General features: G+C 45.0%; 14 protein-coding genes. 7 read left to right on the forward strand and 7 right to left on the reverse strand.

The genetic code is table 11. From position 1 onward, the window contains the following. The first annotated feature begins 8 nt into the window (after window positions 1-8). A complete protein-coding gene (katG, locus tag QMA41_RS08195) occupies window positions 9-2,186 on the forward strand; it encodes a catalase/peroxidase HPI (RefSeq protein WP_281629344.1) in 2,178 nt (725 codons plus the stop codon). Between the two features lie 346 nt (window positions 2,187-2,532). On the opposite strand, the gene QMA41_RS08200 is transcribed toward katG, so the two are convergent. The 4 genes from QMA41_RS08200 to QMA41_RS08215 form a co-directional block, all read right to left on the reverse strand. After that, window positions 2,533-3,411, reverse strand: a complete 879-nt coding sequence (locus QMA41_RS08200; protein WP_064486512.1) for an NAD(P)-dependent oxidoreductase — start codon at window positions 3,409-3,411, stop codon at window positions 2,533-2,535. A 131-nt stretch (window positions 3,412-3,542) separates the two neighbouring features. Continuing rightward, window positions 3,543-5,003 carry a hypothetical protein gene (locus QMA41_RS08205; protein WP_019275279.1) on the reverse strand — a complete coding sequence of 487 codons (1,461 nt, stop codon included), beginning with the start codon at window positions 5,001-5,003 and terminating at the stop codon, window positions 3,543-3,545. Between the two features lie 200 nt (window positions 5,004-5,203). Beyond that, the gene (locus QMA41_RS08210) at window positions 5,204-6,790 is read right to left on the reverse strand and encodes a hypothetical protein (RefSeq protein WP_281629345.1); all 1,587 of its coding nucleotides are present in this window, start codon (window positions 6,788-6,790) and stop codon (window positions 5,204-5,206) included. Between the two features lie 187 nt (window positions 6,791-6,977). Then, a complete protein-coding gene (locus tag QMA41_RS08215; protein ID WP_281629346.1) occupies window positions 6,978-8,636 on the reverse strand; it encodes an ABC transporter substrate-binding protein in 1,659 nt (552 codons plus the stop codon). Between the two features lie 258 nt (window positions 8,637-8,894). Between QMA41_RS08215 and QMA41_RS08220 the strand changes: the two genes are divergently transcribed. Beyond that, window positions 8,895-10,292 (forward strand): alpha-amylase family protein, encoded by a 1,398-nt coding sequence (locus QMA41_RS08220; RefSeq protein WP_281629347.1) that lies wholly within the window; start codon window positions 8,895-8,897, stop codon window positions 10,290-10,292. A gap of 63 nt (window positions 10,293-10,355) precedes the next feature. On the opposite strand, the gene QMA41_RS08225 is transcribed toward QMA41_RS08220, so the two are convergent. Beyond that, complete coding sequence (locus QMA41_RS08225; protein ID WP_281629348.1) at window positions 10,356-10,934, reverse strand: hypothetical protein; 579 nt, start codon at window positions 10,932-10,934, stop codon at window positions 10,356-10,358. Window positions 10,935-11,141: 207 nt separating this feature from the next. Here QMA41_RS08225 and QMA41_RS08230 point away from each other — a divergent pair, with 207 nt between their 5' ends. From QMA41_RS08230 to QMA41_RS08245, 4 genes are all read left to right on the forward strand, one after another. Next, window positions 11,142-11,789, forward strand: coding sequence for an HAD family phosphatase (locus QMA41_RS08230; RefSeq protein ID WP_281629349.1), 648 nt, complete (start codon window positions 11,142-11,144; stop codon window positions 11,787-11,789). A 315-nt stretch (window positions 11,790-12,104) separates the two neighbouring features. Further along, a complete protein-coding gene (gene yghU, locus QMA41_RS08235; RefSeq protein WP_043010023.1) occupies window positions 12,105-12,962 on the forward strand; it encodes a glutathione-dependent disulfide-bond oxidoreductase in 858 nt (285 codons plus the stop codon). A gap of 286 nt (window positions 12,963-13,248) precedes the next feature. Beyond that, the gene (locus QMA41_RS08240; RefSeq protein ID WP_040121820.1) at window positions 13,249-13,638 is read left to right on the forward strand and encodes a VOC family protein; all 390 of its coding nucleotides are present in this window, start codon (window positions 13,249-13,251) and stop codon (window positions 13,636-13,638) included. Between the two features lie 152 nt (window positions 13,639-13,790). Continuing rightward, complete coding sequence (locus tag QMA41_RS08245; RefSeq protein ID WP_019275205.1) at window positions 13,791-14,771, forward strand: rhodanese-related sulfurtransferase; 981 nt, start codon at window positions 13,791-13,793, stop codon at window positions 14,769-14,771. Between the two features lie 115 nt (window positions 14,772-14,886). On the opposite strand, the gene QMA41_RS08250 is transcribed toward QMA41_RS08245, so the two are convergent. Together QMA41_RS08250 and QMA41_RS08255 are read right to left on the reverse strand one after the other, a co-directional pair. Beyond that, a complete protein-coding gene (locus QMA41_RS08250) occupies window positions 14,887-15,834 on the reverse strand; it encodes an endonuclease/exonuclease/phosphatase family protein (protein WP_281629350.1) in 948 nt (315 codons plus the stop codon). 100 nt (window positions 15,835-15,934) lie between these two features. Next, entirely contained in the window at window positions 15,935-16,321 is a 387-nt protein-coding gene (locus tag QMA41_RS08255) for a helix-turn-helix domain-containing protein (protein WP_064486521.1), read from the reverse strand. An 89-nt stretch (window positions 16,322-16,410) separates the two neighbouring features. Between QMA41_RS08255 and QMA41_RS08260 the strand changes: the two genes are divergently transcribed. Beyond that, the gene (locus QMA41_RS08260) at window positions 16,411-16,893 is read left to right on the forward strand and encodes a DUF2938 domain-containing protein (protein WP_281629351.1); all 483 of its coding nucleotides are present in this window, start codon (window positions 16,411-16,413) and stop codon (window positions 16,891-16,893) included. Window positions 16,894-17,029 lie beyond the last annotated feature (136 nt).

Genomic DNA, 17,029 nt, shown 5'->3' on the forward strand with positions numbered 1-17,029 from the left:
AGCAAATCATGGAACACAAAAACGTGAATACTGGCGGTAAATGTCCTGTCATGCATGGCGGTGCAACTTCTTCAGACTCATCTAACGTAGCTTGGTGGCCAAACGCGCTCAACCTCGACATCTTGCATCAGCATGACCAGAAATCGAATCCAATGGGCCTGGACTTTAACTATCGTGAAGAACTTAAAAAGCTCGACGTTGAAGCACTAAAAAATGATGTTAAAGCACTGATGACTGATAGTCAGGACTGGTGGCCGGCAGACTGGGGCCATTACGGTGGCTTAATGATTCGTATGGCATGGCACTCTGCAGGCTCTTATCGTACAGGCGATGGGCGCGGTGGTGCAGATACCGGTAACCAACGCTTTGCTCCACTCAATTCCTGGCCTGATAATGCGAACTTGGACAAGGCTCGTCGCTTGCTTTGGCCTATTAAACAGAAATATGGCAATAAAATCAGTTGGGCTGATCTGATGATCCTTGCTGGCAACATGGCTTATGAATCTATGGGTCTGAAAACCTTCGGCTTTGCATTTGGTCGTGAAGACATCTGGCATCCAGAAAAAGACATCTACTGGGGTGCAGAAACAGAATGGCTAGCAGAAAGCGGTGGTGAAAACAGTCGCTATTCGGGTGAGCGTGACTTAGAAAACCCGCTTGCCGCTGTCATGATGGGCTTAATCTACGTCAACCCTGAAGGTGTCGATGGCAAACCAGACCCATTGAAAACGGCTCAGGACATGCGTGTCACTTTTGAACGTATGGGAATGAACGACGAAGAAACCGTCGCATTGACTGCTGGCGGCCACACGGTTGGTAAGGCACACGGTAACGGTGACGCTGCTAAACTCGGTGCTGAACCTGAGCGCGCAGAGCTAGACGAACAAGGTCTTGGTTGGAACAACCACACCTCTCGCGGTATTGGCCGTGACACCGTGACCAGTGGATTAGAAGGTGCATGGACAACCCACCCAACTCAATGGGATAACGGCTTCTTCCATCTTCTGTTCAGCTATGACTGGTCTTTGCAAAAGAGTCCTGCAGGTGCATGGCAGTGGGAACCAGACAACATCAAAGAGGAAGACAAACCTGTTGATGTCGAAGATTCAAGTATTCGTCACAACCCGATCATGACGGATGCCGATATGGCGCTGAAGATTGATCCTGAATACCGCAAGATCTCAGAGCGCTTCTACAACGATCCTGCTTACTTCTCCGACACCTTCGCTCGTGCGTGGTTTAAGCTGACTCACCGCGATATGGGGCCAAAGTCCCGCTACTTCGGCCCAGATGTTCCAGCTGAAGAGCTAACTTGGCAAGACCCTGTCCCTGCTGGTCAAAGCAATTACGATGTTGAAGCGGTCAAAGCTAAAATCGCCGCAAGTGGTTTAAGCGTTAGCGATATGGTTTCAACCGCTTGGGACAGTGCTCGTACCTATCGTAACTCAGACAAACGTGGTGGCGCGAATGGTGCTCGTATCCGTCTTTCGCCGCAAAATCAGTGGCAAGGTAACGAACCTGAAAAGCTCGCTAAAGTACTTTCGGTACTAGAAGGTATCGCCTCTGAGTCAGGGGTGAGTGTTGCCGATACCATAGTTCTTGCAGGTAACGTTGGCATTGAGCAAGCAGCGCGCGCCGCTGGTGTAGACATCTCCGTTCCTTTTGCTCCGGGACGTGGTGATGCAAGTGCTGCGCAGACGGATGTCGATTCATTTGATGTGTTAGAGCCTGTCGCTGACGGATTCCGAAACTGGCAGAAGCAGCATTACGCAGTAAGTCCTGAAGAATTGATGCTAGACCATGCACAATTATTGGGTTTAACAGCACCAGAAATGACGGTTCTAATTGGTGGTATGCGTGTTCTTGGGACCAACCACTCTGGCTCTCGCCACGGTGTATTCACAGATAATGTTGGTGCGCTGACGAACGATTTCTTCGTCAACCTGACAGACATGCGATACACATGGAAACCAACAGGGCGTAACTCCTACTCTATTGTCGAACGCAGCAGCGGTGACGAAAAATGGACAGCAACCCGAGTCGACCTTGTGTTTGGATCTAACTCCATCCTACGCGCTTACGCTGAAGTCTACGCTCAGGATGATAACAAAGAGAAATTCGTCTGCGACTTCGTAGCCGCTTGGACCAAAGTAATGAATGCTGACCGCTTCGATTTGAAACAGTAACTTGCACCGACGCCCCACGGTTTTTGTGAGTCCGTGGGGTAACAGGGAATCGATCTGGACAGATGTTTAACTCATCAACAATTTGGCAAAAAACTGTAGGTTGCACTAGTTTTAAGTATGTAACAGCAGTTAAGAAAAGAAGCGCATATACAGCTGCACCAATCCATTAACCTTAGATGTTACAAATGAGGAGAGTTGGCTATGAAAGGATTCGAATTCTTTAAGTTATTTGACACCAAAGAGCTGTTCATCTTCTACTGATACTGAGCAACCCGCTTGAGTCAGTACTGAAATCCATACGCCGATCGCTAACCTGCACGCATCGGCGTATTGTTTTATTCAGCGCTTATTGTTTTTTCGCCACCGCTTTCATCAATACAGAAGTATCCATACGTCCGTAGCCATCTTGTTGTAGCTCAGCGTATTGCTCATCGACCTTCTTCGTTAACGGTAAATCAAGTCCGACTCGTTCCGCTTCTTTTAGGCAGAACCCTAAGTCTTTACGCATCCAATCAATGGCAAAACCAAAATCAAACTTATCTTGTGACATTGTCACGGCACGATTTTCCATTTGCCATGAACCCGCTGCACCATGTTTGAGGGTTTCAACCACTTGTTCTACATCCAAACCAGATTTTTGAGCGAGTAGCAACGCTTCGCTAAGCCCTTGGAGAATACCGCCAATACAGATTTGGTTAACCATTTTACAGCGTTGACCCTGACCATTTTCTCCCAGCAACGTCATTTGTTTAGCGTACACATCCATCACTGGTGAGATTTGTTCGAACACCGCTTGGTCACCACCACACATAATGGTCAGCACGCCGTTTTCCGCACCCGCTTGACCACCAGAAACAGGCGCATCAATAAACTGATTGCCGTTTTCTTTTGATGCAGCCGCCAATTCAACCGCTAACTCAGCGGACGTTGTCGTATGGTCCACTAGCACGGCACCTACCTTCAATCCAGCAAGAACGCCATCTTCACCGTAAATAACACTGCGTACGTCGTCATCATTACCCACACAAACAAACACAACATCACAATCCTGAGCCGCTTGTTTAGGCGTCTCACACGCAATACCTTGGTATTCCTCAGCCCATTTGTCTGCTTTAGTTTTAGTGCGGTTAAACACTTTAGTAGAATATCCGGCTTTACTTAAGTAGCCCGCCATCGGATAGCCCATCACACCTAGGCCAATAAACGCGACTTTCTGCTGACTCATTCTGATTTCCCTTTATGATTTTGTAATTAGGGACACAGTCTACTAAACATTCTCTCTTTGGTTTACTACAAATACTCACTATCCAGTTAAAGAAGAGCCCCATTAAGGGGCTCAATCTCTAAAGACAACACTCATTTACACTTTGACCAAGTCTTACCTTTGTCCAAGGAACATTCCAACGAAGATGTACCATTGTGGTAATAAGTATTCTTCCACCAATCACCAATAGCATTTCTTGAAATTGAGATACCGTCGAATTTATAAGGTGTTACAGCCACTTGAGAAGACTTGGATCTCACCCATGTATGTGCCCCGTAATCTGAGTCGTCATTGAAATCTGAGGATATATAACTTAGTTGATCCAATGTACTACGGCTAAAACTATCGATCTTCTGTTCAATGTTTACCCATTCTGGATATTTAGGATCGGGATGATAACTAAAAATATGCTGGGCACGTAACATACCATCACGATAATTATTAACGACTGTCACTTCCAAAGATTGGGTGAAATTACTTCCCACATTATTGTTTTTGCAGCTATCCCAATCCAGTTCTTGCGTGCTTGAGCTGTTACTGACACGGTAAGTTTTCAGAGAGTTGGGTTGAACAAGCTGCTCAATTGACTCCGTGATATAACAGCTGTAGCTGGCGTTATCTTCGTTGATCCATAATGAAGCATTCTTAGTGTAATCAAACCCTGCTTTCTTTTTCGTATTTCGCTCTGTATGGCGGGTTAATAGCACTTCGGTCTTTAAGTCTTCTAACACTTCATATTCTGTGTGTACCAGCTTAGTTTCAGTGAGGACCGTTTTGACCTTATACCACTTATCGACTTTTTGCTTTGTATCTTCGTCCCAGTACTTCCAGTAGTAATCTATGTAGGCTTGATGAACCCCTGAGTTCTCCAGTTGAAGTGCTTTGGTATCACTGTACGACTGTCTAATCGCGGGCATCATCTTCTGAGCTAATTCGTACAGCTCTTTGTTATCATCCTTAATGAAATCGCCGTAAATTTTATCTACTGCGATGTTGTAACGGGCCGCAATACGATGATCGTGCTCCTTCACATTTTGAATAACCTTTTCTTGGGTGTTAACAGCTGATCTCAACGCCGTACAACTGGTGATACCGCTTTCATGCAGATCTTCCTGAATTTGATTCCACAATACCGTCGTTAGAGGAGTTGTGGATTTTATCTCATGCTCAGAACTCAGTGTCATCGCTGGAGGAAAAACAAGCTGATACGGTTTACTGATAGGCGTATTAGGAGCATCTGCATCAATCGCACCGACAGGGACATTTACGACAATAGGCGCGTAATCAATACAATCAGAGTTGCTACCAGACAAGGATAAGCGATAGCTGCCCTCAGAATTAGTCACAGCACTCGGCTCGCCAGAATCTAACTGACCGTTGTAGTTGATATCTAGGAACGCCGTCGCTCCAGAGATGTATCCATCAATAGCCACACCTTGAAGACTTCGTGTTTGTGATGAAGCGCTAGAGCTAGATGAGCCACCGTCGCCGCCTCCCCCGCATGCGACTATGCCTATAGAGAAGGGGACAACAGCAAGAAGTTTAAGATTCATTGCAAAATTTCCGATGAAAAGTGAAAGGCAAAAACGCGCCACTAAGGATTTAATGGCGCGTAGCGTTATAGCAGTGGTTAACGCATTGAGAATACTAACGGCTATGCACTTGGAAAAACATGTAAGAAATGGAGGAAAATAGTGCATGTTTTTTCATTCAAATAGCCTACTTTCTCACTTAACCCACAATTTTGAGTGACTCATTGCTGCCAAGACGCTGCTAAAGCCTTAAACACCGGAAGCCTGGTATCGTTAAGGACCTTATATTTATTGGTAAAGGCAAGCTGATACCCACATACATTCCATTGACCAGAGCCACTTTCTGAACACTCATAGACTGTATTGCCATCATCGTAGTCAGTTTCCTTAAACCAGGTACCGTCTGAGTACTTGATGGTTAAAACTTGCGGCGACTCATCCTGACTAAACTCAGCTTTCGATCTCACCCAAGATAACGAACCGTAACCCTGCTCTTCACCAAAATCGATATCTATATGAGAAAAACTTCCCAGCAAGTTTCCACCAACATTATCCAAATTACGATTCAAGTCGGCCCATTGATCATAAGGCGTCGTATCTTGGTCAAAAGTAAAACGGTGCCCAGTAATGACTGTCCCTTGATCCTGACTGCTGTTAATCGCCATCACTTCTATGTTTTGCTCATAATCATCTCGAGCAAAATCATTTTTGAGACAATCATCCATCTCGGATTCTTTCTCAGTACCAGATTGATTGGTTACAACATAAGTAAGCCATAAATTTGCATCGATCCAATGAGATTCCTCAATGGTTTCTTTAATTGAACAATTAAAGGAAAGATTCTCGATAGACTCTTGATTGCCCTGAGTTTCTCGACGCAGGCCGTACTCTCTCGTATAAGACAGATCACTATTCTCGGCTGTATATGTCACAAGATGCTCAAGCAATTTAGGGTCAACAAGCTCGCTCGTTACTTCATATGCTCTTGTTTCTACCTTTGAATCACTCTTTGTCACTTGAACTTTGTACCATTGGTCGTTCTGCTCACCATTGGTATCCTCTTCACTGCGCACAATGTAACTAACGTAAGCTTCTTCGGCTGCAGGGTTCTCTTGTCTTAACATTTTTGATTCACGATAAGACTGCTTAATTACTGGCATTAGTTTCTGTGTAAGCGCTTTTACTTCACTGTCATCTTCTTTTATGAAGTCGCTATACAGTTGCTTTACACTAACGTTATTCCGGCTCGCTACACCGTTTTCTAATTCCTGAATGCTATTGTCTGTAATGCCTTGCAACTGAATCGCAAGTTTTAGGTCTGCACAACTACTCATAGCATTATCTTCTACATCTAGTTTTAGCTTCATCTCGTTCCAAAGCATGGAAGTCAATGGAGTCGTTGATCTAACTTCAGAACCTGAAGTCGTCATCTTTACTGGAGGAAAGAACAACTGATACGGTTCTTCAATCGGATTGTTTGGATCGTCAGCATCAATGGCACCAACAGGTACATCGACCACGATTGGCACGTAATCAACACAATCTGCATTATCTCCGGATAGAGTAAGCTTATATCGACCATTGGCATCGGTAATACTCTTTGGTTCACCGCTATCAAGCTCACCGTTGTAGTTCAGATCAAGAAATGCAGTCGCACCTGAGATGTAGCCATCAATAGCGACACCTTGAATTGATTTAGATTGAAGAGAGGAGGGTGAAGTGGATGACGAGGTTGCTCCTCCGTCACCACCTCCACAGGCTGTCAAAAGTGTAGAAACAGTCGCGATAGTTATAATTTTGGAAGTCATGATAATAAGCCCTGACACATATTTCCTATGGGTAAAACTGCACCGCACAGAGCAAGTGCATCCTGATGTGTAATCATTGGTAACACGTGCCGATGGTATAGGCTTTGATAGGCATAAAACATGAAAGGGTTTAACGAAAACCATGCATGTTTTATTAACCATCCATTATCAAAAAAGTGATATTAACTTATTGTTTTCCCTTATCAATCCAAAGCTTATAGAACTCACTCAGTCCAGATTTATTCGTTTCAACACCATGAACTTCAAGGCTACGTGAAATCTTTTCTTTGCCATGGAACAGAGGCAAAAGCAGGTTATTGTCATACAAAGCCTGCTCAACTTTCCGCAATGAGTAGACGTACAAAATATCGCTCATTGCGTGCTTCACTTGCTCATAATGAACATCCATTTCTGTTTGATCATAAATGAATTTCAGGCCGGAGCTAGCAAGAAGCCAGTCATACAATCCAAACTCTTCAGGCTGCTCTATGACTTCTTCAATAAATAGAATATCGGCATGACCGCTGACTGAACTTGGATTACTGATATCCTCTAACTCGAGAATTTCAAGGGTTAGTCCGGTTTCTAGAATTGTACTTTGTATCCACCCAGCGATCTTTTGCAGACAAGGAATCGTCAGACGAGGCATGGTCAGTACTAAGTGTCCACTTAAGCGCGGTGGAGCGTCATCAGAAGCACTGTCAAAGCAAGGCGCAAAACCTATATCATTAACAACAGTTTCTGAGTCCAAATTAGCTCGGCAACGACGTAAGTACTCAACAAGTTCAAGGAGGTCGTTTCGGCTGATTCCTGCATCAGGCCTTGTGTTGATGGCAAGGTAAGATAAGGCATTGATAGTACTCTCCTCGCAATCTCCATCCTTATTGAAACTGATGCTAAAGTCACTCAGCTCTGAAGAAGACGACAAGGTGATCTTATCTAGTAAGGCAGATTGCGCATAGTAATTACGATGTCGTTTTAATACCAAGCGCTCTCGATCCCAATCCTTCAGATAGAAAGGACCACTTCCTATATAGGTACTTAGACCACTTGAGAAATACGCTGATTTGAGGCGATAAATCGAAGCATGAACCAAACATAAAACATGCAAAAACAAAGCATTAGGTTGCTGGAGCTCAATAGTTACTTGCCCTGCACCAAGGATGCGTATTTCAACGACCTGCTCAAAGAGATACTTCACCGGTCCATCGGTAACCTTGAGCTTGTTAAGACATTCAGCAACATCAGTGGCTTCTAAATTTTCCCCGTCATGGCAAACTATCCCCTGACGCAGCCACAAATGAATAAAACGTCCTTCCACTTTCCAACAATGCGCCAGTCCCGCTTGAATACGTCCTGATTCATCTTGCACCAACAAAGTACTATAAATGCTGCGGATTACCTGCATTTCAGCGATACGGTACGTCTTGGCTGGTTCCAGTGTGTCTACCCATGGATATTCAGTGATTAGCAAGCTATCGCAACGCTCATTGGCACTCGCACGAGTTGCTGTTGCTTCAGCCATGGCTTTTACTGCAAGGTGCCCATAAAGCTCCATCAAGCGAGAAATACAAGAAAAGCGCCCTTGTTCTAGCTCTTTATAAAAGATTTGCTCTAGTGCTCCCTGCAGATTATGCAAGATCTTAAACTGACTGAGCTTTCCTCTTCCCTTAGAGGGAAGCCAACTGATCCAACCTATCTCAGACAAGCTTTTCAGAATATTAGAAGTGTTTCTTCTCGAAGTTGATAATGCTATCTCCAGTTCATCGATCGACAGATGATATGTTTTCCCTGCCTCATATTTTATAAGCAGTAGCTGGAGTCTGCGTAAGCTTACGTCGTTCAATGGCCACCTTAACTCAACAAATAATAAATGACGGTTTCGTCAACGTTATAAAAAAGTGCTCGAGCTGACATTTTGTACAACTTTCGAACAATTCGTTCAAAAAACAACCTTAATCCCTGCAAAGTTCTACTCTACTAGAAATTTTATAAATTGGACCCCTACAGAATGTGACCGTAATTCAGTCTTCTATTTCGAGCACTACTAATAGCAAGCCATAAAAATATCATTAGCCTGAATATCAATAACGAGAAACACCCTATGAAAAAAATAACAACTTTACTCGCTGCCACCGCTGCGCTCAGCGTACCGCAAGTCACTTATGCCGATGCAATCCTGCATGCATTCAACTGGAAATATTCGGATGTAACGAATAACGCCCAGCAAATCGCTGCGAACGGATTCAAAAAGGTTCTGATTTCACCCGCTATGAAATCTAGTGGCACCCAATGGTGGGCACGCTATCAGCCTCAGGATTTTCGTGTTATCGATTCTCCTCTGGGCAATAAGCAAGATTTAGAAGCGATGATTGCTGCACTTAAAGCGCAAGGTGTAGACGTTTATGCCGATGTCGTTCTGAATCATATGGCCAACGAAGCGTCAAAGCGTAGCGACCTGAATTACCCTGGTACTGAAGTGCTTAACGACTACTCTGCACGCTCAAGTTATTACGCCAACCAGACATTGTTTGGCGACTTGAGTCAGAACCTGTTCTCTGGCAATGATTTCCACCCTGCCGGTTGTATCACCAACTGGAACGACCCAGGTCACGTTCAGTACTGGCGACTTTGTGGTGATAATGGCGATACCGGATTACCAGATTTGGATCCAAACAATTGGGTGGTGTCACAGCAGAAGAAATACCTTCAGGCACTTAAGTCGATGGGAATTAAAGGCTTCCGCATCGATGCTGTCAAACACATGAGTCAGTACCAGATCGACCAGATTTTCACATCAGACATTACGTCTGGAATGCATGTATTTGGCGAAGTCATTACCAGTGGTGGTAAGGGCGATAGTGGCTATGAAGCCTTTTTGGCCCCTTACCTGAACAATACCAATCACGCTGCTTACGATTTCCCTTTGTTCGCTTCTATTCGCGGCGCTTTCTCTTTCGGTGGCGGATTAAACCAACTTCATGATCCTCAAGCCTACGGTCAAGCGTTAGAAAACTCACGCGCCATTACCTTCACCGTGACTCATGACATTCCAACCAATGATGGCTTCCGTTATCAAATCATGGATCCTAAGGATGAGCAGCTAGCTTACGCATACGTTTTGGGTAAAGACGGTGGTACGCCACTTGTCTATAGTGATGAGCTACCAGATAGCGAAGATAGAGATAATGGTCGCTGGGCTGACGTCTGGAAAGACGCCACTATGATTAACATGCTCAAGTTCCACAACTCGATGCAGGGTAAATCAATGACCGTCTTACACAGCGACCAGTGCACGCTGGTCTTCAAACGTGGTAAGGAAGGCGTAGTCGGCATCAACAAGTGTGGCGATGCGAAATCCGTTACTGTGGATACGTACCAACACGAGTTCAATTGGAACGTTTCGTACAAAGATACGCTAACGGGAGATACAACTGTCGTGAGTTCACGTAACCATACGTTTAACATTCCGGCACGCACAGCAAGAATGTGGATGCTGTAGTTTCCGCTGAAATGACAAAGGTCTGGTGAATACCAGACCTTTTTTATTGGTAAACCTTTAATATTACTTGGCTAATTCGTAGTTTTCCTGCATTTCCTGAGGAGCAATACCGTATTCGTAATCAGCAAGATAACCATCTTTGTAGACTTTCATTCCATGCTCATCCCAGCTCACTTTGATAATGGCGGTTTTGCCATCTTCACTGCCGAGTAATTTCAGCATCTCGTCATCAATCTTGATGGCTTTGATGGTTTTAATTCGCTTGAACGGCTTAAATTCTGTCGACGTTGGCAGCTTTCCGTAGGTTTTCTGCCAAGTTTCTTTTGGCACTAACCACTGATTATAGACTTCACCCACAATCGGCTCTGGCATACTGGCTATCACCACGCTGTCCGTCATCACGTTGCGCGTTTCAAGGCTATAACCGTCTTTACCATCTGAGACGTAGGTAGGGAAATCGCTTCCCAGCTCTGATGCCTCAGGCAAACGGCCCAATGTTGCGGATTTTTTCACGTACAAATCCGCAGACTCAAATTTGTTCATGATTTCAGGGATGTTTTGAAATTCAACCGGTTTGGCAATTGCTGCAAACGGAACAGACAATGCAGCGCTTAACGCTGCTATAGTGAAAATGTTTTTCATGAGAGTACTTTGGTATAGAACAGTTGACGATAAAGTAAATAACAAAACAATAAATAGCAAACGATTCAATCACTCCAAATATCGGATTGTGACCTTCCCCTAACCTCACCTTAACAATCGATAAATCCACGTCATATCAGCGCTTTTACTATAATTTAGAAGTGTGCAAGAATGAGCGCCCGAACCGTTAAGGATTATGCTGTACCCATGAAAATTCAAGCCGCTATCTTTGATATGGATGGCCTACTGTTAGACACCGAGCGTGTATGCATGCGAGTCTTTAAACAAGCCTGTGTAAACGTCAACCTGCCTTTCTATGAAGACGTTTATCTCTCCATCATCGGGCGTAACGCCGCGGGCATAGACAAGATCTTTCGAGCTGCCTATGGGGATGATCTCGACAAACTCCACAATGAGTGGCGTCGCAACTACGACGCTATTGTCAAACACCAACCAATCCCAGTAAAAGAAGGCGTTGTAGAACTGTTGGAATGGCTTAGAGAACAGCAAATTCCAACCGCAGTGGCAACCTCTACTCACCGTGACGTCGCAGAAATTAAACTGCGCCTTGCGGGTTTAGACAAGTACTTTGATAGCCTGACTTGCGGCTGTGAAGTATCTGTCGGCAAGCCTGACCCAGAAATCTATCTATTGGCTGCCGACCGTCTCAATGTTGAAGCTGAGCACTGTATCGCATTCGAAGACTCCAATAACGGGGTAAAAAGTGCGGTCGCCGCCAACATGACCACCTATCAAATCCCCGATTTGCTCGAACCCTGTGAAGAAGTGAAAGCATTGGGACATAGCATTCAACCGTCACTACTTAACGTACTGGCAGAATTGAAAGCCCAATAAAAAACAGCCCTGCATATCACTTGCAGGGCTGTTTTGTATCATGTGCGTTATTTTTCGATACGCATTACCGCTTCTAAATGCGCTCTCATTTCGGTTTCCGCAAGGTCACCACTCGCGTTATTAACTAAAATACCTGCTGGCACCCGCTCAAAATACTTTTGTAATACGGAAGTGACTCTCTAGGTTATTCTTATACCCAGAAACAATTTTTCAGAACCTTTGGTTCTAATGAGAATACCCGTTGGGGCTTTTATCTTTTTGAATCTGTCCCAAGATAAGGAAGTGCCGGATATCAATTTTGGATAAGGAATAACAATGACTAACCAATACGTACCACCAAAAGTTTGGAAGATGGAAGATGAAAATGGCGGCCAGTGGGCCAGCATTAACCGACCGGACTCAGGCGCCCGTCATGAGCAGGCGCTCCCTGTGGGCTCACACCCAATCCAGCTTCATTCAATGGGCACACCAAATGGCCAGAAAGTGACGATTATGCTTGAGGAGCTTCTCGCGCTTGGTGTCAGTGAAGCTGAGTATGATGCTTATTTGATAAAAATTGGCGACGGTGATCAGTTTGGTTCTGGCTTTGTCGAGGTGAACCCAAACTCCAAGATCCCAGCATTAGTTGACCGCTCAGGTGACAAACCAATCAATGTATTCGAATCAGGTAATATTCTGCTTTACCTTGCCGAGAAATTTGGCCATTTCTTACCAACAGATGTTGCAGCGAAAACAGAGGTCATGAACTGGCTGTTCTGGCTTCAGGGCTCCGCACCGTACTTAGGCGGTGGTTTTGGTCATTTCTACGCCTACGCGCCAGAGAAGTTTGAATACCCTATCAATCGCTTCTCAATGGAGGCGAAGCGTCAACTGGACGTGTTGGACAAGCAGCTGGCAAACAACACCTTTATCGCGGGTGAAGAGTACAGTATTGCAGACATCGCTATCTGGCCTTGGTACGGAAACTTAGTGTTAGGAAATGCCTATGATGCAGGTGAGTTCTTAGATGTCGACAGTTATAAACACCTTAAGCGTTGGGCTGAAGCCATTGAAGCTCGCCAAGCAGTCCAGCGTGGTCGTATCGTCAACCGCGCTTGGGGCGAAGAGTGGGAACAGGTTCCAGAACGCCACAGCGCTGAAGATATCGATAAGGTACTTAAGCTCAAACCTTAAGCTATAAAGCACAACAATAAATCCTCTCACTCAAAATGAGAGGATTTATTTCGTTCCACCGCCCCAACAAGATCCACTAATTAGGAAAACGCCGTCGGCAATCACATCCTCTTTTCTTGCACTACAACTCCACCAGAGTTAAGTGTCACGAATCCATAGCCACATCTCGCTTTTCCCAATCAATATCGTCAACAATGAGGAAAAATCACCGATAGAAATCATCTCTTTTTTCCTTCCTAGCTCACGATTAGCATTTCCTATCAAACACACCGACTGAGATGCAATTATGAAAATTGAGCACGTTGCGCTCTGGACCAAACAGCTAGAGTTACTAAAAGATTTCTACATCAAGTATTTCAACGCGACGCCCAATCAAAAATACCATAACAGTGAAAAGAACTTCTCTTCTTACTTCCTATCTTTTAGCAGTGGTTGCCGCCTAGAGCTGATGCAAATGGACAGCATTCCAGAGTCAAAAGATGACCTTTATGACCAGTTCACTGGTTTTATCCATATTGCCATTTCACTTGGTTCAGAACAGGCGGTAGATCAATTGACTCAACGTTTAGTTGCAGATGGTTACGAGATCCTCAGTAGCCCAAGAACGACGGGGGACGGCTACTACGAAAGCTGCTTCTTTGATCCAGACGGAAACCGAATTGAGCTAACGGTTTAGATAAACCTTTTGTCGTCAGAATATGGCAAAACATAGCTCGTCGATTAAACCCTAAAAACTGTCTGTATTTGTCGCTAGTACTCTCCGCTATACTTCGCCCGATTTAACTCAAAGCTCTGGATTTACGCTCCAGTTCGCTAAAAGGAAAAAACATGACAGATTACGTAGTATGCGCACTTTACAAGTTTGTGCGTCTTGAAGATTATGTGGAACTTCGTGAGCCGCTAAAAGCGCTGATGGAACAACATGAAATCCGTGGCACGCTCTTGCTTGCTAACGAAGGCATCAACGGTACGGTCGCTTCTAGCCGAGAAGGTATCGACACTCTTCTCGCCTGGTTCAAGCAGGATTCTCGCCTTGCGGATATCGTTTACAAAGAGTCATTCGACGCAAACCAACCGTTTAATCGTACCAAGGTTAAGCTGAAAAAAGAGATTGTGACGCTCGGTGTAGAAGGCATCGACCCTCGTCATGTCGTCGGTACTTACGTTAAGCCAGACGAGTGGAATGAGTTGATCTCAGATCCAGAAGTTTTCGTAGTCGATACTCGTAATGACTACGAAATCGAAATTGGTACGTTCAAAAATGCGGTTAACCCGAAAACAGATACTTTCCGTGACTTCCCTGAATACGTCGCTGAAAACATGGACCCAGCAAAGCACAAGAAAGTCGCTATGTTCTGTACTGGTGGTATTCGTTGTGAAAAGTCTACGGCTTACATGAAGGAACAAGGCTTCGAAGAGGTATACCACCTAGAAGGCGGCATCCTGAAGTATCTTGAAGAAGTGCCTGAAGAAGAAAGCATGTGGGAAGGCGATTGCTACGTATTCGATGGCCGTGTCGCGGTAAACCACCAGCTAGAGAAAAGTGGCTACGAGATGTGTAATGCGTGTCGTTTGCCGATTACTCAGGAAGACATGGAATCTGAAGCGTTTGAGAAAGGCGTTAGCTGCCCTAAATGTATCGACAAGCATACAGATGAGCAAAAAGCACGCTTCCGTGAGCGTGAAAAGCAAGTTCAACTCGCTAACAAACGCGGCGAAACGCACGTTGGAGGCGAGGCCGATCAGGTGATTGCCCAACGTCGAAAAGAAAAGATTGCACGTAAAGAACAGCAAAGAAAATCTAAGTAAAGCTTACTCGTTCTGAATTCAATCCCCTCTGCATTTTTGCGAGGGGATTTTTTTGCACGTTTGAAAGCACCGCCGTTCACTTAAGATGGCTAGCTAGCAATCGGTGTCGAACACATCACAGCACAAACCTAACTGTCACCGAGACAAACGCGTGGTCACTCGCCTGCTTGTCCCGTTCAAAACTTGGGTTGATAAGGTGAGCATCGAGCGTCGAATAGGACGTCACATCAGCCATTGAGTACTGCGAGTCGGGCTGAAACTCCTGCGACAATAAGATGTAGTCGAGCACGTTGCCTTTCGCAAAATGATAGTGTGTGGGTGGACGCTCTATCTCTGGCTGTTTTAAAGCGAAAATGTCCCAGCTGTCTCGCAGCATTAAGCCAGATTCGCCTTCGATAGTTTTGGTCAGTAAACCTGTGATGTCACTGCTGATCGGCTGATTCATATCCCCCATCAGAACAGTCGGGATCGGATGCTTCGCGTATTGTTGTTCCATCGCTAATCTTAACATCACCGCCTCCCATCCTCTTTGCTGGCTTGAAAGCCATTGGCCCACCAGCGGTTGTCCTTCACCTTCTTCTATTGCTTCGGTGGCTCTCTGAGATTTTAGGTGGCTAACATAAACAGCGACTTCACCGATATCTGGCACTTCTACCATAGCAAAGACTGGCTGACGGCTAAACTCCGGCTGCGGGATTGAATAGCCTGCTAGCGATGATGCCAGTAACGTGACCGCTTCAACATGCGAGATCGGGTATTTAGAAGCCAGAGCCACAACGGGGTGGGAATAGATGTAATCACTTTCTATGTTAGGGCTATCCACGCTGGCGAAATACGAGTACCCCATCTCTTCGAATAGCTGGCGGGCAGCATCGAGACTAAATACTTCCTGAACTCCAATAATGTCTGCATCGAGGCTCTGAATGGCATTTTTTGTCCATTGGCATTTAGCTTCCCAAGCGTCAGCGTCATAGATATTTTCAAAGTCATAAAACGCACCGGGTGGTTCGATGAAATTGAACAAATTGGCAGTGGCAAATGTAAGTCTTTTGTCGGTAAGCAAAGCGCGACCTTATTGGTTATAATTAGTGTTTAGTGTAACCACATCTCTTTCAATCTGCTGACTGATAAGCCTGTTAAGCAAACCAAGATGACTTTAACCGTCACAAGTAATGTTTCACCGACTTCATCATTTTCTGAAATGAAGGACAATCCAGATGTGACGGCTCCGGACAATTCGCAACGTGGTTGAGACTATCCCGCACTGCTTGCAGTCTTTTAATCTGAGCATCGATTTCATGCGTTTTCTTCGTGAGTAGAGCCCTGTCTATCGCCAGCTCATCTTTATCATCAAACATGGCTGATATCTCATCAAGCGATAAACCTGCTAAGCGACCCAGACAGATGATATTGAGCTTGTTCAGTACGCTTGGGGCATATTGTCTTCGTAAACCATTCCGGCCAATTGAACGAATCAGACCGAGTTTCTCATAGTACCTGAGTGTAGAAGGCTTGAGCCCAGACTGACGAGACACATCCGCGATATCCATGGTAATCACCCTTGACTTAAAGTCGACTTTAAGTTGTAGCCTAGTTGCAATCTATCAAAACCATCAGCGATTACAACGAGGATATTCAAATGGAAACTCATATCTTGCTTCAGGCGACTCTGATCGGAATCGGCGCAACCGTCATCATGGACTTATGGGGAATCATACAGAAACGAATTCTGGGCATTCCGCCTCTAAATTACGGATTAGTGGCGAGGTGGGTGGTTTGGATTTCAAAAGGGAAATGGATGCATCAGACCATTATGAACACTCCATCGGTTTGGGGAGAAAACGTTCTTGGCTGGCTGCTGCACTATCTCATCGGGGTGATATTCGCAATCGGACATGTTTATTGGGCCGGAGAAACGTGGCTTACCTCTCCAACGGTTGCAAAAGCTTGGCTTACTGGCTTTGTAACCCTACTCTTCCCTTACTTCATTATTCAGCCTTGCCTTGGGTTTGGCATAGCTGCAAGCAAAAAACCAAAGCCGTGGCTAGCGAGAACATTAAGTCTGCTCACCCACTCCGCCTATGGCGTCGGTTTATTCTTTTCAGCAATGCTCTTATCTTGAAGTGCCTCATTAGTCGCCGACAGCATTAAAAGAAAACTGCGCCTGATTGTGCGCCAGCGCACTGTCTGACATCCATACATCAAACAGGGTTGATTCGATTATTGAAAACGATAATAATTATCATTACAAAAAGTTT

Source organism: Vibrio sp. St2, from assembly GCF_947311885.1.
Taxonomy (GTDB): Bacteria; Pseudomonadota; Gammaproteobacteria; order Enterobacterales; family Vibrionaceae; genus Vibrio; species Vibrio coralliilyticus.

Excerpts from the sequence above, each read along its gene's own strand:
- katG (WP_281629344.1), top strand. The coding sequence starts at position 9 with ATGGAACACAAAAACGTGAATACTGGCGGTAAATGTCCTGTCATGCAT.
- QMA41_RS08260 (WP_281629351.1), top strand. The coding sequence starts at position 16,411 with ATGGAAACTCATATCTTGCTTCAGGCGACTCTGATCGGAATCGGCGCA.
- QMA41_RS08240 (WP_040121820.1), top strand. The coding sequence starts at position 13,249 with ATGAAAATTGAGCACGTTGCGCTCTGGACCAAACAGCTAGAGTTACTA.
- QMA41_RS08225 (WP_281629348.1), bottom strand. The coding sequence starts at position 10,934 with ATGAAAAACATTTTCACTATAGCAGCGTTAAGCGCTGCATTGTCTGTT.
- QMA41_RS08220 (WP_281629347.1), top strand. The coding sequence starts at position 8,895 with ATGAAAAAAATAACAACTTTACTCGCTGCCACCGCTGCGCTCAGCGTA.
- QMA41_RS08205 (WP_019275279.1), bottom strand. The coding sequence starts at position 5,003 with ATGAATCTTAAACTTCTTGCTGTTGTCCCCTTCTCTATAGGCATAGTC.
- QMA41_RS08255 (WP_064486521.1), bottom strand. The coding sequence starts at position 16,321 with ATGGATATCGCGGATGTGTCTCGTCAGTCTGGGCTCAAGCCTTCTACA.
- yghU (WP_043010023.1), top strand. The coding sequence starts at position 12,105 with ATGACTAACCAATACGTACCACCAAAAGTTTGGAAGATGGAAGATGAA.
- QMA41_RS08230 (WP_281629349.1), top strand. The coding sequence starts at position 11,142 with ATGAAAATTCAAGCCGCTATCTTTGATATGGATGGCCTACTGTTAGAC.
- QMA41_RS08200 (WP_064486512.1), bottom strand. The coding sequence starts at position 3,411 with ATGAGTCAGCAGAAAGTCGCGTTTATTGGCCTAGGTGTGATGGGCTAT.
- QMA41_RS08245 (WP_019275205.1), top strand. The coding sequence starts at position 13,791 with ATGACAGATTACGTAGTATGCGCACTTTACAAGTTTGTGCGTCTTGAA.
- QMA41_RS08210 (WP_281629345.1), bottom strand. The coding sequence starts at position 6,790 with ATGACTTCCAAAATTATAACTATCGCGACTGTTTCTACACTTTTGACA.